This window comes from Methylobacterium sp. M6A4_1b (genome assembly GCF_053345175.1).
In genome coordinates this window covers 1-18,375 of record NZ_JBKEZQ010000014.1, presented here as the reverse complement: position 1 = coordinate 18,375, position 18,375 = coordinate 1, and the positions used below count along the sequence as shown (strand labels likewise).

20 protein-coding genes are annotated in these 18,375 nt (G+C 70.7%); 9 read left to right on the top strand and 11 right to left on the bottom strand.

Going from position 1 to position 18,375, the window contains the following annotated elements; translation table 11 throughout:
• Positions 1 to 138: 138 nt before the first annotated feature.
• Together ACLBWX_RS14760 and ACLBWX_RS14755 are read right to left on the bottom strand one after the other, a co-directional pair.
• The gene (locus tag ACLBWX_RS14760) at positions 139 to 873 is read right to left on the bottom strand and encodes a gamma-glutamylcyclotransferase (RefSeq protein WP_447677786.1); all 735 of its coding nucleotides are present in this window, start codon (positions 871 to 873) and stop codon (positions 139 to 141) included.
• A gap of 110 nt (positions 874 to 983) precedes the next feature.
• A complete protein-coding gene (locus tag ACLBWX_RS14755; protein WP_447677785.1) occupies positions 984 to 1,406 on the bottom strand; it encodes a hypothetical protein in 423 nt (140 codons plus the stop codon).
• 130 nt (positions 1,407 to 1,536) lie between these two features.
• Here ACLBWX_RS14755 and recO point away from each other — a divergent pair, with 130 nt between their 5' ends.
• Both recO and parC read left to right on the top strand, forming a co-directional pair.
• Positions 1,537 to 2,277: a DNA repair protein RecO gene (gene recO / locus ACLBWX_RS14750; protein ID WP_447677784.1), complete on the top strand. Its 741-nt coding sequence runs from the start codon at positions 1,537 to 1,539 to the stop codon at positions 2,275 to 2,277.
• Between the two features lie 53 nt (positions 2,278 to 2,330).
• Complete coding sequence (gene parC, locus ACLBWX_RS14745) at positions 2,331 to 4,580, top strand: DNA topoisomerase IV subunit A (RefSeq protein ID WP_447677783.1); 2,250 nt, start codon at positions 2,331 to 2,333, stop codon at positions 4,578 to 4,580.
• Positions 4,581 to 4,676: 96 nt separating this feature from the next.
• Here the strand turns inward: parC and infA are convergent, their stop codons facing one another.
• Together infA and ACLBWX_RS14735 are read right to left on the bottom strand one after the other, a co-directional pair.
• The gene (gene infA / locus ACLBWX_RS14740) at positions 4,677 to 4,949 is read right to left on the bottom strand and encodes a translation initiation factor IF-1 (protein WP_055947419.1); all 273 of its coding nucleotides are present in this window, start codon (positions 4,947 to 4,949) and stop codon (positions 4,677 to 4,679) included.
• Between the two features lie 325 nt (positions 4,950 to 5,274).
• Positions 5,275 to 6,432, bottom strand: a complete 1,158-nt coding sequence (locus ACLBWX_RS14735; RefSeq protein WP_447677782.1) for a branched-chain amino acid ABC transporter substrate-binding protein — start codon at positions 6,430 to 6,432, stop codon at positions 5,275 to 5,277.
• Between the two features lie 197 nt (positions 6,433 to 6,629).
• Here ACLBWX_RS14735 and ACLBWX_RS14730 point away from each other — a divergent pair, with 197 nt between their 5' ends.
• From ACLBWX_RS14730 to ACLBWX_RS14715, 4 genes are read left to right on the top strand one after another with little or no spacing between them, the layout of a single operon-like run.
• On the top strand, positions 6,630 to 6,953 hold the full coding sequence (locus ACLBWX_RS14730) for an XdhC family protein (RefSeq protein ID WP_056466075.1): 324 nt from the start codon (positions 6,630 to 6,632) through the stop codon (positions 6,951 to 6,953).
• Between the two features lie 9 nt (positions 6,954 to 6,962).
• Positions 6,963 to 7,664: an XdhC family protein gene (locus ACLBWX_RS14725; RefSeq protein ID WP_447677781.1), complete on the top strand. Its 702-nt coding sequence runs from the start codon at positions 6,963 to 6,965 to the stop codon at positions 7,662 to 7,664.
• Positions 7,661 to 8,686, top strand: coding sequence for a molybdopterin-binding protein (locus ACLBWX_RS14720; protein WP_447677780.1), 1,026 nt, complete (start codon positions 7,661 to 7,663; stop codon positions 8,684 to 8,686). The genes ACLBWX_RS14725 and ACLBWX_RS14720 overlap by 4 nt, the downstream gene beginning before the upstream one ends.
• A 5-nt stretch (positions 8,687 to 8,691) precedes the next feature.
• A complete protein-coding gene (locus tag ACLBWX_RS14715) occupies positions 8,692 to 9,279 on the top strand; it encodes a nucleotidyltransferase family protein (RefSeq protein WP_447677779.1) in 588 nt (195 codons plus the stop codon).
• 6 nt (positions 9,280 to 9,285) lie between these two features.
• Here ACLBWX_RS14715 and ACLBWX_RS14710 read toward each other — a convergent pair whose 3' ends face one another.
• Positions 9,286 to 9,459, bottom strand: a complete 174-nt coding sequence (locus ACLBWX_RS14710) for a DUF2256 domain-containing protein (RefSeq protein ID WP_447677778.1) — start codon at positions 9,457 to 9,459, stop codon at positions 9,286 to 9,288.
• A 50-nt stretch (positions 9,460 to 9,509) separates the two neighbouring features.
• Positions 9,510 to 10,376 (bottom strand): formyltransferase family protein, encoded by an 867-nt coding sequence (locus tag ACLBWX_RS14705; protein ID WP_447677777.1) that lies wholly within the window; start codon positions 10,374 to 10,376, stop codon positions 9,510 to 9,512.
• 216 nt (positions 10,377 to 10,592) lie between these two features.
• On the opposite strand from ACLBWX_RS14705, the gene ACLBWX_RS14700 reads away from it, so the two are divergent.
• Positions 10,593 to 12,254 (top strand): cryptochrome/photolyase family protein, encoded by a 1,662-nt coding sequence (locus tag ACLBWX_RS14700; protein ID WP_447677864.1) that lies wholly within the window; start codon positions 10,593 to 10,595, stop codon positions 12,252 to 12,254.
• Here ACLBWX_RS14700 and bcsS read toward each other — a convergent pair.
• Positions 12,232 to 12,906, bottom strand: coding sequence for a cellulose biosynthesis protein BcsS (gene bcsS, locus ACLBWX_RS14695; RefSeq protein ID WP_447677776.1), 675 nt, complete (start codon positions 12,904 to 12,906; stop codon positions 12,232 to 12,234). The two genes, ACLBWX_RS14700 and bcsS, sit on opposite strands and share 23 nt — an antisense overlap.
• Positions 12,907 to 13,303: 397 nt before the next feature.
• Between bcsS and ACLBWX_RS14690 the strand changes: the two genes are divergently transcribed.
• The gene (locus ACLBWX_RS14690; RefSeq protein WP_447677775.1) at positions 13,304 to 13,906 is read left to right on the top strand and encodes an exopolysaccharide biosynthesis protein; all 603 of its coding nucleotides are present in this window, start codon (positions 13,304 to 13,306) and stop codon (positions 13,904 to 13,906) included.
• A 43-nt stretch (positions 13,907 to 13,949) separates the two neighbouring features.
• On the opposite strand, the gene ACLBWX_RS14685 is transcribed toward ACLBWX_RS14690, so the two are convergent.
• The 3 genes from ACLBWX_RS14685 to ACLBWX_RS14675 are packed head-to-tail and all read right to left on the bottom strand — an operon-like array spanning position 13,950 to position 15,813.
• Positions 13,950 to 14,774: a metal ABC transporter permease gene (locus ACLBWX_RS14685; protein WP_447677863.1), complete on the bottom strand. Its 825-nt coding sequence runs from the start codon at positions 14,772 to 14,774 to the stop codon at positions 13,950 to 13,952.
• Positions 14,775 to 14,812: 38 nt separating this feature from the next.
• On the bottom strand, positions 14,813 to 15,685 hold the full coding sequence (locus ACLBWX_RS14680) for a metal ABC transporter ATP-binding protein (protein ID WP_447677774.1): 873 nt from the start codon (positions 15,683 to 15,685) through the stop codon (positions 14,813 to 14,815).
• Complete coding sequence (locus tag ACLBWX_RS14675; RefSeq protein ID WP_447677773.1) at positions 15,682 to 15,813, bottom strand: hypothetical protein; 132 nt, start codon at positions 15,811 to 15,813, stop codon at positions 15,682 to 15,684. Before ACLBWX_RS14675 ends, ACLBWX_RS14680 begins: the two co-directional genes overlap by 4 nt.
• A 133-nt stretch (positions 15,814 to 15,946) precedes the next feature.
• Here ACLBWX_RS14675 and ACLBWX_RS14670 point away from each other — a divergent pair, with 133 nt between their 5' ends.
• Positions 15,947 to 16,435 carry a Fur family transcriptional regulator gene (locus tag ACLBWX_RS14670; RefSeq protein WP_447677862.1) on the top strand — a complete coding sequence of 163 codons (489 nt, stop codon included), beginning with the start codon at positions 15,947 to 15,949 and terminating at the stop codon, positions 16,433 to 16,435.
• A 22-nt stretch (positions 16,436 to 16,457) separates the two neighbouring features.
• Here ACLBWX_RS14670 and ACLBWX_RS14665 read toward each other — a convergent pair whose 3' ends face one another.
• A complete protein-coding gene (locus tag ACLBWX_RS14665) occupies positions 16,458 to 17,960 on the bottom strand; it encodes an exopolysaccharide biosynthesis polyprenyl glycosylphosphotransferase (protein ID WP_447677861.1) in 1,503 nt (500 codons plus the stop codon).
• Positions 17,961 to 18,375 lie beyond the last annotated feature (415 nt).

Below are 18,375 nucleotides of genomic sequence, written 5' to 3'. Positions count from 1 at the left end.
CGTTTAGCCTCTCATCTGTATGCACGAACCTATAAATAAGTGTGAAATCGGAGACGAACCTGTCTGTTCGGGTTCTCTGAGCTGTTTTAGTTCAATCGATATCCTGTCGCGACACGTATAGTCTCACGGAATGTCGCTTCAGGGCGATCCGAGGTCACGGCCTGCGGCGTCGCGCGTGACCGGTCCGGCGGGAAGCCGCGCCCTGAGCCGCTCGGCCACCATCCCCTGCAGAATCAGCAGGTGCGGGCACCGGATCCCCTCCGCGAGGCAGGCGGAGACCGTGCGGAACAGGTACTCGGCGCTGGGGCCGAGATGGCCGGCCCCGGAGGCGATCCGGTCGGCGATCGCGGCGTCCGAGATCGGGCCGGTGTAGCGGTCGCTGTCCGGGTTCACTACGAAGGTGAGCGCCTGGATCGGGTCCTCCGCCGTCTCCACCGTCACCCAGCGCCCGATGTACCCGTTGCCCCGCATCTCGCGGCGCCAGACCGGCAGCAGGGTCTCGGCGGCCTCGTCACCGGTGAGCCGGAAGGCGACGCCCTCGCAGGACCCGCCTTCGTCGAGGGCCAGGACCAGGCCTGGATTGTCGGCGCTGCCGCGGAAGCGTCTCTGCAGGAGACAGAAGCGCCGGTGGTAGCCGTGGACGGTGCCGACCCGGCGCTCCGAATAGGTGAATTCCGGGCGCCAGATCAGCGAGCCGTAGCCGAACACCCAGAGCCCCTCCGCCGGCAGCGGCCGGGCGGCGAAGGCGGCCGCGAGGCCCGGCGCCAACTCGGCATCGGTCATCAGGGCGAGGGCGGTGGCGTCGTCCGCCACCGGCGTGGGATGGGCGCGGGCGATCAGGTCGAGGGTCAGGTCGAGGGACGGGTCCGGCATGGCCGCAGCGAACCACCGGGTGGCCCGCGGCGCAAGACGCGCCCTTCGCGAGATCGGACCCTCCCGGGGCCGACGGTCTCGAGGCCGGTTCTCGAAGCGGGGTCTCGCCTTCAGGTCCTGCCTGCCGCCATCGCCTCGAGCTCGGGCAGCGGCTCGGTGCGATGGTGGTCGCAGGCCTCCGTGTCCTCGTCGATGACGGCCAGGACCCCGGCCTTCTCCTGGATGACGATCTTGACCCGCTCCGCCTTGCCGAAGGTGCGCCCCCGCATCCGGCTCGACACGCAGTAGAGCGTGCGGCCCTCGTCGAGGAAGGGCCCGGAGACCCGGCTCTGCACGAAGCGGACCGGGATCAGCGAGACCGAACCGAACTCGGTCCGGCTCAGCGCGAGGGCGGCGAGGCGCTCCCGGATCGGAGCGGTCGCGGCGGGAGTCGGGACCGGCGCCCGGGGACCGCAGCCGGCGAGGGCGAGGGTCAGCAGGGTGGCGAGGGTTCGAGGGCAGATGCCGTGGCGTGCGGGCACGGGACGGGACATTGCGGGCGACCTCGATTCGGCGACGCACCGAGTCTAGACGAGATCGCGCGCTGCGGGAACTGCGCTTCGTCTGCAACCGCGTTCGTCGCGTCGCCCTTGCATCCCCCCGGCGGCGCCGTAAGACACGGCCATGCAATGGACCGACGAGGCCCTGGTTCTCGGCCTGCGCCGCCAGGGCGAGACCAGCGTCATCCTCGAACTCATGACCCGCGAGCACGGCCGCCATCTCGGGCTCGTGCATGGCGGCCGCTCGCGCCGGATGCAGCCGGTCCTCCAGGCCGGCAACCGGGTCCAGGCCACCTGGCGGGCGCGCCTCGACGAGAGCCTTGGCGCCTTCGCGGTCGAGCCGGTCGAATCCGTCGCCGCCCGGCTGATGGGCTCCGGGCTCGCCCTCTACGGCATGAGCCACCTCGCCGGCCTGCTCCGCCTGCTGCCCGAGCGCGAGTCCCATTCCGAACTGTTCGAGGCCGCCGGCCTCCTCGTCGCGCACCTGCACGACCCCGACATCGCCCCGCCGCTGATGGTGCGCTTCGAGCTCGCCATCCTGGCCGAACTCGGCTTCGGGCTCGACCTCGCCGCCTGCGCCGCCACGGGGGGCAACGACGCCCTGATCTACGTCTCGCCACGCAGCGGGCGGGCGGTGAGCGCCTCGGCCGGCGAGCCGTTCCGCGATCGGCTGCTGGCGCTCCCCGGCTTCCTGCGTGCGCGGGACCCCGGCGCGTCCTTGCCGATGACGCCGAACGCCCGGGACGTTACCGAGGGGTTTACCTTGACGGGGTATTTCCTCGACCAGCACATCTGGGGACCGCGCGCGATCCCCGTGCCCGAGGCGCGCGCACGCTTCGTTGCATTGGGCACGCGGAACGCCTAAATTCCGTTCGTGTTTTGTTCTGATATGGGTCGGTTGCGGCCCGGGAGTTCGTGATGGGCCAGCCCTTCGAGCCGCCATCGAATCCCGATGGCATCGAGAGCGTCGAGCTGAAGACCGCGCTGGAGGATCGCTACCTCGCCTACGCGCTCTCGACGATCATGCACCGGGCGCTGCCCGATGCCCGCGACGGGCTCAAGCCCGTCCATCGCCGCATCCTGTTCGCCATGCGGCTCCTGAAGCTCGATCCGACCTCGGCCTTCAAGAAATGCGCCCGCATCGTCGGCGACGTCATCGGCAAGTATCACCCGCACGGCGACACGGCGGCCTACGACGCCCTGGTGCGCATGGCGCAGGACTTCGCGCAGCGCTATCCGCTCGTCGACGGGCAAGGCAATTTCGGCAACATCGACGGCGATAACGCCGCGGCGCAACGCTACACCGAGGCCCGGATGACGGAGGTGGCGCGCCTCCTCCTCGAAGGCCTCGACGACGATTCGGTGGATTTCCGCCCGAACTACGACGGGCAGGAGGAGGAGCCGGTGGTGCTCCCCGCCGCCTTCCCGAACCTGCTCGCCAATGGCAGCCAGGGCATTGCGGTCGGCATGGCGACCTCGATCCCGCCCCACAACGCGGCCGAGCTCTGCGACGCGGCGCTCTACCTCATCACCCATCCGGAGGCGACCTCCGCCCAGCTCCTCACCTTCGTGAAGGGGCCGGACTTCCCCACCGGCGGCATCCTGATCGACAGCGCCGAATCGATCACCGAGGCCTACCGCACCGGGCGCGGCGGTTTCCGCGTGCGTGCGCGCTGGACCAAGGAGGATCTGGGGCGCGGGACCTGGACCATCGTGGTCACGGAGATTCCCTACGGCGTGCAGAAGGCGCGCCTGATCGAGAAGCTCGCCGAGCTGCTGCAGGAGCGCAAGCTGCCGCTGCTGGCCGATGTGCGCGACGAATCGGCCGAGGACGTGCGCATCGTGCTGGAGCCGCGCGCCCGCAACGTCGACCCCGTCATCCTGATGGAATCGCTGTTCCGGCTCACCGAGCTCGAATCGCGCATCTCGCTCAACATGAACGTGCTGGTGGGCGGGCTCGTGCCCCGCGTCATCGGACTCGCCGAGGCCCTGCGCGAGTGGCTCGACCACCGCCGCGTCGTGCTCCAGCGCCGCTCGCGCCACCGTCTCGGCCAGATCGACCGCCGCCTGGAGATCCTCGGCGGCCTGCTCATTGTCTATCTCGACCTCGACGAGGTGATCCGCATCATCCGCGAGGAGGACGAGCCGAAGCCCGCCCTGATGAAGCGCTTCGACCTGACCGAGATCCAGGCCAACGCCATCCTCGACACGCGCCTGCGTAGCTTGCGCAAGCTCGAGGAGATGGAGATGAAGCGCGAACTCGACGCGCTGACGCTGGAGAAGGACGGGATCGAGGGCCTGCTCGGCTCCGACAAGCTGCAATGGGCCGACATCACCAAGCAGATCCGCGCGGTGAAGAAGACCTTCGGGCCCGAGACCAAAATCGGCGCCCGGCGCACCACCCTCGAGAACCCGCCCGACACCGCCGGCATCGACTTCGCCGCCGCCATGGTGGAGCGCGAGCCGATCACCGTGATCGTCTCCAACAAGGGCTGGATCCGGGCCCTCAAGGGCCATGTCGCCGACCTGTCCGGCGTCGCCTTCAAGGGCGATGACGGCCTCAAGCTCGCTTTCCCGAGCGAGACCACCGCCAAGATCCTGGTGCTCGCCTCGAACGGCAAGGTGTTCACCCTGGAGGCCGCCAAGCTGCCGGGCGGGCGCGGCTTCGGCGACCCGATCCGCCTGATGGTTGATTTCGACGACGGCACCGAGATCGTGGCGGCCATGCCCTACCAGCCCGGGGCGAAGGTGCTCCTGGCGGCCACGGACGGACGCGGCTTCCTGGCGCCGGCCGACGCGCTGGTCGCCAACACCCGCAAGGGCAAGGGCATCATGGGTCTCGACGCCCCGGCCACCGCGGCCGTGCTGGTGCCGGCGGCGGGCGACCACGTGGCGGTGTGCAGCGCCGACCGGCTGATGCTGGTCTTCCCCTTGAGCGAATTGCCCGAGATGGTGCGCGGCAAGGGCGTCCGCCTGCAGCGCTGCCGCCAGACCACGCTCACCGACGCCCACGTCTTCACCCTCGCCGAGGGCCTGCCCTGGCGGGAGGCGGGCGGCGAGGCGCGGCTCGCCCATGCGGGCATCCTGGAGAAGTGGATCGGCCACCGGGCCGAGGCCGGCACGCTGATGACCCGGAGCTTCCCGAAATTCGAGCGGTTCGGGAAGTAGGTCCGAAGTCGTCGGCGGCGCGACGACGCGCACCATCGAGCCCGAAACAGCAATGCCTCCCGCATCGGGGGAGGCATTGGCGGGACGATCAGCGGATCAGCGGCGGCGGAACTGGCCGCGCATCGGCGGACGCGGACCGGCGGAGCGCTCGTCCTTGTGCCGGAACACGAGGCGACCCTTCTCCAGGTCGTAGGGAGACATCTCGACGGTGACACGGTCGCCGGCCAGAGTCTTGATGCGGTTCTTCTTCATCTTGCCGGCCGTGTAGGCCACGATCTCGTGGCCCTGATCGAGCTGCACGCGGTAGCGCGCGTCCGGCAGGATCTCGATCACGAGACCGTCGAACTGCATCAACTCTTCTTTCGCCATCCACACTCTCCAGCCGGACGGCCTGAAAGGGGCGACCCGGGACACAAAACGAAGCCGTTCGGCAAAACGCGGCGGGCGGCGGGTCCAATCCCATCGGATGCGCAACACCGGCGAGCGTCGCCCCGACATAATGTCCGGGCCGGCCGGAAGCAAGCTTTTCCCGATGCAGGCCGGTGATCAGGCCGGCACGATCCGCCCGAGCATTCCGCGAGGATTCGGCAAGGATTCGACAAGACCAAGATTCGGCGCGCCGTTTCGCGCATCGCCGCCCGCGAGATCGATGCGGTTCGCGTCCGGGCGTGCCGCCGACGGCTGCAGGGCCGTCTCAGGGCGTGACGTCGTTGCCGGCGAAGTCGATCCGCCCGTCCGGAGTCCGCTTCCAGGCTTGCAGGATGGTGGCCGGGCGGCGGGGATCGGGCTTGAGGTCGCCCCCGGTATCGTAGGCGAGATCGCCGAGAATCGTCCGCAGGGAACGGCCCTGGTGCAGGTAGGCGGCCACCGCCCGGCCGTTTCCCGATCCGGCGCCGAGGATGCCCTGGCGCAGGACCTCGACGGCCGCGTAGGCCTGGGCGGCCACGGCGTTCGCCTCCGGGGTGCGCGGCACCCTGGCGGCTTTCGCGTCGGGCAGCTTCGACTCTGGCAGCCTGGGCGGCTCGGGCGTCAGGGTCATCACCGTGCCTTCGGCCGCCGGGCCGGCCGCCTGTGGGAAGGCCGGGTCGAGGAGGCCGTCGCTGCCCACCAGGGGCGCGGTCACGCCGGCGTCGCGCAGGCCGCGCAGGAGCACGGCGGCATCCGGCGCGAGCCCCCCGAAATACACGGCCTCGACCCGCGCCCGTTTCAGGCGCGCGACCAGCCCGGAGACGTCCCGCTCGCCGCGGGTCATGGTCTCGAAGGCGGCCTCCGGCTGGCCGGCGGCCTTCAGGGCGCGGCTCACGCCCTCCGCGAGGCCGCGCCCGAAGGGACTCTTGTCGTGCACGAGGCCGATGCGCTGGCCGCCATGACGGCCGAGGAGGTAGGCGCCGGCGAGCCGCCCCTGCTCGGCTTCGTTCGGCACGGTGCGGAACACGTTCCACAGGCCCTTGGCCGTCAGCCCGGGATAGCCGGTGCCCGGCGTCACCGCGACGATGCCGGCTTCCTCGTAGACCGGGATGGCCAGGCCCGCGACGCCCGCTCCGAAGGGGCCGACGACGAGGCCGATCCGCTCGGCGGCGAAGCGCCGGGCGACGGCCTGGCCCTGCTTGCCGTCGCCGGCATCGTCGGCCACCACGAGGACGAGGCGCTGCCCGTTGACGCCGCCGGCCCGGTTCAGATCGGCCACCGCCCGTTCGGCCCCGAGCCGCAGCCCCTCTCCGAAGGCGGCATCCGGGCCGGTGAGCGGGGCCGACAGCCCGATCCGGACCTGGGCCTGCACGGAGCCGGAGGTCGAACCCATCAGCAGGCCGGAGAAAGCGATGGCGCAGGCGGGGGCACGGAGGCTGGGCATCGGGGCGCGGGGTCCATCGAGGCAGGTGGCGTGGGCCCACGATAGGGGTGCCCGGTCGGTGCGGGAAGTCACGCCCCGGATGTCGGCGCCGCGCAGCTCGCATTGCCACGGCTGCGCGGGACCTTACCTGCTTCTCCCGGGTTTCCATCCATGTTCCACGCAGCGGGTCCGAGTCCGCGCCGGAGTTCGTCAGGGCCATGCTTTCCACCGACAACGACATCCTCGGCGCGGCCGAAGCCTGGCGGCGCGAGGGTCGCGCGGTGGCGCTCGCCACCGTCATCGAGACCTGGGGCTCGGCGCCGCGGCCGGTGGGCAGCCATCTCGTGGTCGACGGCGAGGGCAATTTCCTCGGCTCGGTCTCCGGCGGCTGCGTCGAGGGCGCGGTGATCACCGAAGGCCTGGAGGCGATCGCCGACGGTCAGGCGCGGGTGATCGAGTTCGGTGTGGCCGACGAGACCGCCTGGCGGGTCGGCCTGTCCTGCGGCGGGCGCATCCGCGTCTTCGTCGAGCCCGTGGCCTGAGGCGCCGCCATGCAGCTCGAAACCCTCGCGATCCTCAATGCCGAGCGCGCCGCGCGCCGGGCCGCCATCCTGGTGACGGAGCTCGACGGCGGTGTGCAGCGCGTGGTGCGCGAGGCCAAGATCGCCGGCGATCCCCTGGCCGACCTCCTCGCCCGCCATCTCGCCTCCGGCAAGAGCGGCCTCGCTGAAGTGGGCGGGCGCTCCGTCTTCCTCACGGTGCAGGCGCCCCCGGTGCGGCTGGTGGTCATCGGTGCCGTGCATATCAGCCAGGCCCTGTGCCCGATGGCGCGCGCCCTCGACCTGGCCGTCACCGTCATCGATCCGCGCACCGCCTTCGCGACGCCGGAGCGGTTCCCGGGCATCGATCTCGTCGCCGAATGGCCGGACGACGCTTTGGCGGGGCCGGTCCCGCCCCTCGATCGCTACTGCGCGGTGGCAGCCCTGACCCACGACCCGAAGATCGACGACCCCGCCCTGGCGGCGGCGCTCCGGGCCGGCTGCTTCTACGTCGGCGCCCTCGGCTCGCGAAAAACCCACGCGGCCCGCGTCGCCCGTCTCGCCCAGGCCGGGTTCTCGGAGGCCGAGATCGGGCGGATCGCGGCGCCGATCGGCCTTCCCATCCAGGCCGTCAGCCCGGCCGAGATCGCCGTCTCGATCCTGGCGCAGATCATCGCCGCGCAGCGGACGCCCCCAGCTGGAGCCGCCGCGTGAAGTTCGGCGCCGTCCCCACCGGCGAGGCCGCCGGGCTGATCGCGGCCCATACGGTGCGGTCCCACGACGTGACCCTGCGCAAGGGCCGGGTGATCCCGGCCGAGGACGCCGCGCGCCTCGCCGCCGCCGGCCTGTCCGAGCTCGTGGCCGTCACCCTGGAGCCGGGCGACGTGGCCGAGGATGCGGCGGCCGAGCGCCTCGCCGCGCATCTCGCGGGCGCGCATCTGCACCGCGAGCCGCCCTTCACCGGCCGCTGCAACATGCATGCGGCGACCGCCGGACTCCTGCAGATCGACCGGGCCGCCATCGACGCCGTCAACGGCACAGACGAGGCGATCACGGTGGCCACGCTCGCGCCCTACAAGCCCGTGGTGGCCGGCGAGATGGTCGCCACGGTCAAGATCATCCCCTATGCGGTCCCGGGCGCGGCCCTCGAGCGGGCCTGCCGCGCCGCGCCCGCGGGCGCGCTCGCCGTCGCGCCCTACCGCTTGACCCGGGTCGCCGTGGTCTCGACCCTGCTGCCTGGACTCAAGCCCGCGACCATCGACAAGACGCTCGCCAACCTGCGCCACCGCCTCCTCCCCACGGGCGCGGAGCTCGTCGCCGAGGCCCGTGTGCCCCATCGCCGGGAGGCGGTGGCCGACGCGATCCGCGCGGCGGTCGCGGAGGATCGCGCCGAGTTGGTGGTGGTGTTCGGCGCCTCGGCCATCGCCGACCGGCGCGACGTGATTCCCGCCGCGATCGAGGCGGCGGACGGGCATGTGGACCATCTCGGCATGCCGGTCGACCCGGGTAATCTTCTCCTGGTCGGACGGGTCGCCGCGGTTCCGGTCATCGGCGCGCCGGGCTGCGCGCGCTCGCCCAAGGAGAACGGCTTCGACTGGGTGCTGCACCGGCTGCTCGCCGGGCTGGCCGTGACCCGGGCCGACATCGTCGCCCTGGGGGTGGGCGGGCTCCTCATGGAGATCGTGTCGCGGCCCCAGCCCCGCTCCGGCGGCGACCCGGGCGACGAGGATGCCTGAGGACGATGCCTGAACTCGGTCTCATCCTCCTCGCGGCCGGGCGGGGAACCCGCTTCGGGCCGGCACCGAAGCTGCTGCAGCCCTTGGCCGGCCGGGCGCTCGTGCGCCACGGGGCCGAGGCCGCCATCGACTCCAGGCTCGGCCCTGTGGTGGCGGTGCTCGGCGCCCACGCCGACCGGGTCGGCGCCGCCCTCGACGGGCTCGATCTCGTCCGGGTCGTGAACCCGGCCTATGCCGACGGGCTCGCGACCTCGCTTCAGGCCGGTCTGGCGGCCCTGCCGGCAGAGGTGGCGGGCGCGATCGTGCTGCTCGGCGACATGCCGCGCGTGACCGCCCGCCACCTGACGGGCCTGGCCGAAGCCTTCCGCGACGCGGGCGGGGTTCCGTCCGCCGTCGTGCCGATCCATGCGGGCCGGCGCGGAAACCCGGTGCTCCTGAACGTGAGGCTCCTGGCGCCGGCGCTCACCGCCCTCTCCGGCGACCAGGGGGCGGGGCGCCTGCTCGCCGGACGCGACGACGTGCTCGAATGCGCGATGGATGCGGGCGTCACCCAGGACGTGGATACGCCGGATGGCCTCGCCGTCCTCGGCTGAGGCGGGTCAGTCCTGCGCCGCCGCCCGCGCCGGGGCGCGCTTGGCCTCGGCCCGGCACCGGTCCGAGCAGTAGCGGACCTCGTCCCAGACCCGCTCCCACTTCTTGCGCCACGCGAACGGCTTGCCGCACTGGACGCAGACCTTGGTGGGGAGGTCGGCCTTCTTGCGCATCCGCGCCATGGGATCTGCTCGATCGCTTCTAGGGAGATGTCGCGTCCATATAGGGCAGACTACCGCCCGAGCTGGCCGGCCTCGCTGGCCGGGACGGGGCTCCAGCGGTTGAGCTGGATGTAGCCGTCGCGAGCGGCGATGACGACGTGGCGGCGATAGCGCTGCACCACCGTCCCAGGCGAATGGCGGTGCGCCTCCCGCCAGCCCTCGGCGGCCGCCACGTAGACGCGGGATTCGCCGACCCGGGCGATCGTCTCGATCGTGCCGAAGGCGCGGACGCGGCGCAGGATCGCCTCGACCTCGGACCGGAAGTCGAGGGTCCGGTCGGCATCCGTGACCCGCGGCCAGTAGGAGCCGGTGCCCTGGGGAGCCGGCGTTCTCCAGATGGCGGGAAGTTCCCGGGCGACGGGGCCGGCCGCGATGCGGCGTGCCGCCATCTGGCACTTGGCGAGCAGGGTCTCGTGCGATTCCAGGGGGGTGAGCGGGAAGCGCTCCTGGGCCAGGATGTCGCCGGTGTCGAAGCCGTCCTCGGCCAGGACGTGGGCGGTGACGCCCCATTCCGGCTGCCCGTCGCTGATCGCCCTGAAGAGCGGGTAGGGCCCGCGGCCGAGGGGAAGCGGGGAGGGGTGGAAATTCAGCGCGTAGGCCGCCTGGCCGCGCCAGCCCCGGATCAGCCAGGGATAGCCGGCCACCACCAGGGCCCAGTCCCGGCCGTGCGCCTGCGCGAGTCCGGCGAGGTCCTCCGGCTGCATCCGCGAGATCTGCATCGGCACGCGGTAGCGGCGGGCCTGCGCCACCACCGCCTCGTTGTGGTCGTAGATCCCGTCGCAGGGCCGGGTGAACAGCTTGATCGGCGTCCAGCCCGCCCCGGTCAGGGCCTCGAACACGCCGCCGAGGAAATCGATGCCGGCAAAGGCGAACTTCATGAGACTCCCGACGGTCCTGCGACGTCACGGATCGGTCGATCCCGCGCGGCGACGGCTCCCCGTCCCCGGCTTCCGCCATACCTACCCGATCGAGAGCGAATTGGGAGCGGGCATGAGGCGGGACATCGTCGCCGAGGGACCGGGGTGCGGAAGCGCCGGCCGGGTTCGGAATCCGGCCCGCGCGCGCCTGCGCCGGCACGACGGGGCCTGACGACCATCCGCACCCTCCGCTTCCTCCTCGGCGACCAGCTCACCCGCCGCATCGCCACCCTGACCGATCTCGATCCGGAGCACGACGTCGTGCTGATGGTCGAGGTCCGGGCGGAGGCGACCTATGTCCGCCATCACAAACAGAAGATCGCGTTCCTGTTCTCGGCGATGCGCCACTTCGCGGCCGAGCTGGAGGCGGAGGGCATCACCGTCGACTACGTCCGCCTCGATACCCCGGACAACACCGGCAGCTTCACCGGCGAACTGGCGCGGGCGGTCGCGCGCCACGGGGTCGACCGGGTCGTCGTGACCGAGCCCGGCGAGTGGCGGGTCTGGGAGATGATGGAGGGCTGGCGCGCCGATCTCGGGCCGCCGGTGGAGATCCGCGACGACAACCGCTTCCTCTGTCCGCGCGCGGCGTTCGCCGAATGGGCCGGCGATCGCCGGAGCCTGCGCATGGAAACGTTCTACCGCGGCATGCGCCGGCGGACCGGCCTGCTGATGGAGGGCGCCGAGCCCGTCGGCGGCCGGTGGAACTTCGACCCCGAGAATCGCAAGGGCCTGCCGAAAGGGCACGTCCTGCCCGAGCGCATCGCCTTTGCGCCGGATGCCGTGACCCGGGAGGTCATCGACCTCGTCGAGGCCGAGTTCGCCGATCACTTCGGCGAGACCGACGCCTTCGCCTGGCCGGTCACCCGGACCGACGCCATCGCGGCCTTCAAGCACTTCCTCGCCGTGGGCCTTCCCGCCTTCGGCGACTATCAGGACGCGATGCGCGCGGGCGCGCCGTTCCTGTACCACGCGCTGATCGGGCCTGCGCTGAATGCCGGGCTCCTGACGCCGGAGGAGGTCTGCCGGGCGGCGGAGCGCGCCTACCGCGCGGGCGAGGCCCCGCTCCACTGCGTCGAGGGCTTCATCCGCCAGATCCTCGGCTGGCGGGAATACGTGCGCGGCCTGTACTGGGCGCGGATGCCGGACTACGCGGCCTCGAACGCCCTCGAGGCCACCCGCGACCTGCCGTGGTTCTACTGGTCGGGCGAGACCGGGATGAACTGTCTGCGGGAGTGCATCGGCACCACCCGCACCCACGCCTACGCCCACCACATCCAGCGCCTGATGGTGACGGGAAACTTCGCGCTCCTCGCCGGGATCGCGCCGGCGCAGGTCGAGGAATGGTACCTCGTCGTCTACGCCGATGCCTACGAGTGGGTCGAGCTGCCCAACGTCCACGGCATGGTGCTCTGGGCCGATGGCGGCGTGATGGGCTCGAAGCCCTACGCGGCCTCGGGCGCCTACATCAACCGCATGTCGGACTACTGCCGGGGCTGCACCTACGACGTCGCGCAGAAGACCGGCGCCACGGCCTGCCCGTTCAACTATCTCTACTGGGACTTCCTGATCCGGCACGCGGAGCGCCTCGCGAACAATCCCCGCCTCGCCATGCCCTACCGCACCCTGGCACGCATGGACCCTGCCAAGCGGGCCACGATCGTCGAGGATGCGGCCCGCTTCCTCGACGGGCTCGACGCCGCGCCCTCCGCGCCCTCCGCGCCCACGGTCGAGCAGGGTCGCCTGGACCTGGCGCCGCCCCGCTCCGGCGAGGGCCGCCGTCCCGTCAGGCGCAAGGCCCGACCAAAGGATGGGGCTACCAAGGGGTCCAGAGGCTGAGGCCGAGATAGGGGCCGGGGTCCTGATCGCTGGCGAGTTGCAACCCGGCCGAGAGGCGCAGGCTGAAGCGGCCGAGGGCGAAATCCGTGGCGTGCAGCCCGACATTCCATTTCCGGTAGCCGATCTCGTCCCCGTAGAGGGAGATTTCGGGTCCGAGATAGGCGCCCCAGCCCTGCGTGCCCCAGTTCTGGGTGCCCCAGGAGAGGCGGCCCCAGGCGCTCATGCGGGTGGTGCCGGCGATCAGCGTGGCGGTGAGCAGGGTCGCGTCGGTGGGGCGGGCCCAGACCTCGCCGTGCAGGCGCAGGCCGAAGCGGGGCGGCAGGGCATGGACGCAGCCGCAGCCCGACACCACCTCCACCGTGCCTTCGGGGCCTGCATAGGCCGCAACGACGCCCCAGTCGTGAAACCACTGGTAGCCGAGCACGACCGCGCCGATCGCGGTATCGCGGGTGACGGCGCCTTCCCGGCGTCGCTGCCCCCCGAGGCTGCCGAGAGCCACGAAACCCGCCCGGTCGAGCCGATCCAGCGCCACCTTCGCGCCCGTGGTGACGAACACGGAGGGACTTGCCTCCAGGCTCCCGAACAGGAGGACCGAGGCGGGCGAGGAGGCCAGGGCCGGCGCAGCGAGGACGGAGGCGGACCAGGCGACCATGGCGGCAAGGATCGCGGATCCGCGCCCCGGGTTCGAAAAATCTCCTGCCGTCGGTCCCACGGGCAGTCTGCCTCGACCCCGAAGAAGGCGTCAGTCTTCCGGACGCAGGCCGGAAATGCAATCTCCGGTCTATAGAATCCGGGTATAGGGCAATCTTCGTTGCATCCTACGCAACCGATAGATTGATGGTCCCGAGCAATAGCGACCTCACGGAAACGGATCTTCGATCTGGCAACTCTAAATTGACGGTGCGTGTTCGAGGCACCCGTCGCGTTCGGCCGCCGCCGGTCCGGCCGCCGCGAATCGCGGCCGTCCCGGCGTGCGGATGCGCCGCTTGGCCTGCGCGTCCATCTCGGCTACAGCCCGGCTCAGGACAGTCGCCAATGGCCGAGCTTTCTTGTCACCTGCTGCCAGAACTTCCGAGGTTCTCACCGTGCTCGCCGAGCAGGAAGGGGAACGGCTGACAGTCGGTGACATCATCGCCGTCCTGAAGGATCGCGCCTTCGCGCTCCTCATCGTGATCCTCGGATTGCCCAACTGCCTGCCGATGCCGCCGCCGATCCCGCTGGTCTGCGGGCTCCTGCTGCTGCTGGTGGCGATCCAGATCACGGCCGGCATGGCCTCGCCCTGGCTGCCGCGGGCGCTGCTGCGCCGGTCCGTCGCCCGCAGCGACGTCGAGCGGGCAGCCAACCGGGCCGTGCCGCTGCTGCGCCGCCTCGAGCACTGGTCGCGCCCGCGCATGAGCCTGTTCGAGACGGCCGTCGGCATGCGCGGCATCGGCCTCATCCTGCTCACGCTGTCGCTGGCCCTGATCGTCGCCGCGCCGATCGTCGGGCAGATTCCCCTCGGTCTCGCCATCTGCCTCGTCGGCCTCGGACTCGTCGAGCGCGACGGCGTCGTGGTGCTGGGCGGCCTCGCCATCGGGGCGGTGGGCGTCCTCCTCAATGCCGGCTTCGTCTACGCCATCATCTCCGGCCTCATGAGCCTCTTCAATCTCTAGGGCGTTCATCCTGAGGCCGATGAAGCCCTAGCGATTCCGGCCGTCAGGCCTCCAGGTGGCGGGCGCGGACGAGCCGGTACACGAGCCCGCCCCGGCGTCCGACCATCATCGAAACGAGATAGAGGGCGCCGGCCGCCAGCACGATCGCCGGGCCGGTCGGGACATCGGCCTGATAGGACACGCTGAGCCCGATCACGCTCGACAGCATCGCGATCAGCATCGAGACCGGGATCATGCCCGACAGGTCCGCAGCCCAGAACCGCGCCGCGATGGCGGGCAGCAGCATCAGCCCCACCGCCAGCAGGGTCCCCAGGGCCTGGAACCCGCCCACGAGGTTCATCACCACGAGGCCGAGGAAGGCATAGTGCACCGGGGCGCCGGCGCGGCTGACCGTGCGCAGGAACAGCGGATCGACGCATTCCATCACCAGGGGCCGGTAGATCGCCGCCAGGCCGAACAGGGTCACGGTGGCGATGCCCCCGAGCAGCCACAGAGCCGGATCGTCGAGGGCGAGCACGCTGCCGAACAGGATGTGCAGCAGGTCGATCTGCGATCCCCGCAGGGAGACCAGCAGGACGCCACCGGCCAGCGAGATCAGGTAGAAGGCCGCCAGACTCGCATCTTCCTTGATCACGGTGGAGCGGGTGACGAGCCCCGCCATCAGCGCCACGGCGAGGCCGGCGGCGAGGCCCCCCAGGGTCATGGCCGGCAGGGACAGCCCCGCCACCAGGAAGCCCACCGCCGCCCCGGGCAGGATCGCGTGGCTCATGGCGTCGCTCATCAGGCTCATGCGCCGCAGCATCAGGAACACGCCGACGGGCGGGGCCGAGAGCGACAGGGCGAGGCAGCCGACCAGCGCCCGGCGCATGAAGCCGAATTCGACGAAGGGTCCGAACAGGAGATCGATCACGCGGCATGCCCATGGTCGTGCGCGGGTCTTTTGCCGTGCGCGGGGTCTCGGTCGTGGGCAGGTCCGTGATCGTGGGTGTGCGGATGGGCGGCGCCATGCGCATGGCCGTGGGCCGGGCCGGTCTCCGCGTGGCGACCGCAGACCGCCGCATCCTCGTCCCAGGCCTCCGACAGGCTCTGGGCGCGGGCGAGATTCGGAGCCGTGAGCACCCGATCGGTCACTCCCCAGGCCACCGCCTCTCGCGCGAGGAGAAGAGTCTGCGGGAAGTGACTCCGAACCTGCGCGAGATCGTGCAGGGCGGCCACGATCGTGCGTCCCTGTCCGTGCCAGGTGCGTACCAGGGCCAGGAGGTCGGCGGTGGTGCGTCCGTCGACGCCCGTGAACGGCTCGTCGAGGAGGAGCACGCGGGCATCCTGCACGATCAGGCGGGCGAACAGGGCGCGCTGGAACTGGCCGCCCGACAGGGTGCCGATCAGGCGCTTCTCGAACCCGGCGAGGCCGACGGCGGCCAAGGCCTCCAGGAGCGCCGCCTGGTGCCGCCGCGTGCTGCGCCAGGGACCGAGGCGGCGCCACAGGCCCATGGCCACGAGGTCGAGAACGCTGAGGGGGAAGCTGCGGTCGATCTCCGCCGCCTGGGGCAGGTAGGCGATGGCGTCGTCGAGGCCCGGTCGCTCGATCCGGCCCTGCAGGCACGGGATCTCGCCGACGATGCCCTTCAGGAGCGTCGACTTGCCCGCGCCGTTGGGCCCGACCAGGGCGAGGAGCGCGCCCGGGGGGATGGTTCCGTCGAGGTGATGGACCGCCGGATGCCGATCGTAGCCGAGGGTCAGGCCGTGGAGCGCGATCGCGCCGGGCAGCTCGGCGCTCATCGGGAGGCCCAGAGGACCGCGCCCCAGAGCAGCAGGGCCAGCACCGTGGCCACCGCGAAGCGCAGGGAGGCGCCGGCCTGGAACAGGGAGGGGCGGGGGGAAACGGGAGGACGCGGGTGTCGGGTCACGGATGGATCATTTGCCCGAACGGGAGCGTCGGCTTATGTTGGGGTGATACACTGTAACACTCGGGCAGTTCAACGGGCCGGGTTCATCCGACAGGCCGGGTCCTTCCAGCAACCCGGGTTCATGGGGCAGACCATGCACGACCATGCGGCGACGCATGACCACGGTTGCGGCGGGGCGCCGGAGGCGATCGCCCGGGCGGAGCGCCTGTGCCGCGAACGCGACCTGCAGTTCACCCGGTTGCGCCGCGACGTTCTGGCGGCCGTGGCGGGACAGACGCGGCCGATGGGCGCCTACGACATCGCTGAGGCCCTGAGCGAACCGGGACGGCGGGTCGCGGCGGTGTCGGTGTACCGGGCACTCGACTTTCTCACCGAGCACGGGCTCGTGCACCGCATCGCCAGCCGCAACGCCTTCGTGTCCTGCGGCCATTCCCACACGGACGGCGCCGGCCTCGTCTTTCTCATCTGCCGGAACTGCGGCACCATCGACGAGACCACCTCGCCGGAAGTCGAGGATCAGCTCGGCCGCACCCTGGCGAAGGCCGGCTTCAGGCCGACGAGCCGCATCCTCGAGGTCGAGGGCGAGTGCGGTGCCTGTCTCGGCCGATCCGCCGGGGATTGAGGATCGTGCGGACTGATTCGGCTCAGCACGCGTTCTTGTAGGCGCGCCGCGAGAACACCGTCATGAACATGATCCGCAGATCGAGCCAGATCGACCAGTTGTCGATGTAGTGCAGATCGTGCTGGACCCGCCGCTCCATGTCGAGATCGGTGAGGGTTTCCCCGCGCAGGCCGTTCACCTGCGCCCAGCCGGTGATGCCCGGCATCACGTTGTGGCGCCGGGCGTAGAGCGCGATGCGGTTCTCGAAGCTGCGGTCATGCGCCAGGGCATGCGGACGCGGCCCGACGAGGGACATCTCGCCGAGCACGACGTTGATGAGTTGGGGCAACTCGTCGATGTTCGAGCGGCGCAGCACCCGGCCGACCGGCGTGATGCGGCTGTCGTTGCGGGTCGCCTGCTTGAAGACCGTTTCCGGCTCCGCCTTCATGCTGCGGAACTTGAAGACGCCGAAGGGCTGCTGGTTGAAGCCGTAGCGCTTCTGGCGGAAGAACACCGGGCCTGGGCTATCGATCTTCACCAGCACCGCCACCACGAGAAAGAGCGGGCTGAGCAGCACCAGGGCCACCAGGGCCAGGACGAGATCGAGGCTGCGCTTCAGGAACAACTCACCGGCCTGCAGCGGGCGGCGCCCGATATTGATGCCCGAGAGGCGGCCGACCCGGGCGAGGGTCAGGTCGGGGAACCGGTCCATGACCGAGCCGGGGCGCAGATGCAGGGCGGCCGGCACCCGCAGGAATGCATCGATGCAGCGCTCGATGTCCGAAGCCTCCGACCACGGCACCAGGATGAACACATCGTCCGGGCGCAGGAAGCGCACCACGGAGACCGCCAGATCGAGATCCTCCGACATCTGGGCGCTGCGAGACGCCGAGTCCGCCCCCGGGTCGAGTGCGCGCAGGTAGCTCGTCCCGATCACGCGGAGGCCCAGAGCCTCCGGGTCGTTGTGGGCGTAGAAGCGGGCGATATCCTCCTCGTACCCGACGAGATGGACCCGGTTGGTGTTGCCGGACGTCGTTGCCGCCGCGCTGCGGACCACGCGCAGCATCGCCCCGCGGGCCAGCAGCACCGCCGGCAGGCCGGTCAGGAAGAACCCCAGGGAGACGAGGCGCGAATACTCGTGGGTCGTCTTCGTGGCGAAGCCGATCAGCAGGACGATGGCCCAGGCGCCGGTCCAGACCGTCGCCGCCCGGCGCAAATGGGGCCGACGCGAAAGCAGCGTCTCGATGTTGTAGTCCTCGCGCACGAGGTTGGTCAGCAGGACGAACAGCGCGATCAGGGCGGCGAGTTCGAAGCTGCCGCTGCGGGCCGCCATCGGCACCGCGCCGTCGAAGGCGGCGTGGTAGGCGAGATCGATGCCTGCCGCGACGATGAAGATGACGAGGACCTCCGCCATGGCGGTCGCGGCCGAGAGGCCGACGCGAAAGGCGGTGCGGCTGCGGCGCGGCAGAAGCGCCGCCCAGACATCGCGCCGTGTCCGGAAGATCGGAAGTTTCTCGAGTGGGGCTGGGATGCGGTCATGAAACATCTGAAGCGCCATGTCCCATCCTGATGCGAAGACTGTGCGAATCTGAAACAAGTCACGAATCAATCATGGTCACTGAGAATAGCGGTGCAAGTCCCGGGCCTAAAGCAAAAGGAACTTTTCAGGCGCAGGGTCAGGCAGCGTCTCGGAGGCCGACACAGCGCCGACAATTCAAATAGTCTTTGTAAAAGGAAAGTCTTCTTATAGAGCCATGCGCGTGGATCAACGGTCCGGAAACCGAATGGCGCATTGTGCGCTGCCACATAACGGCGGTCAGGCGGATAGGGTTGCGCGAAGACTTGCTGTCGACATGTGCGGCGGGGCACACGGCCTCCGCCTAGGTGTTTGATCCCGCGGTGTGGTGATACGGTCGAGCACCATGTTGCGAGGGAAGCGCTATGGGCCAAATTCTCCATGG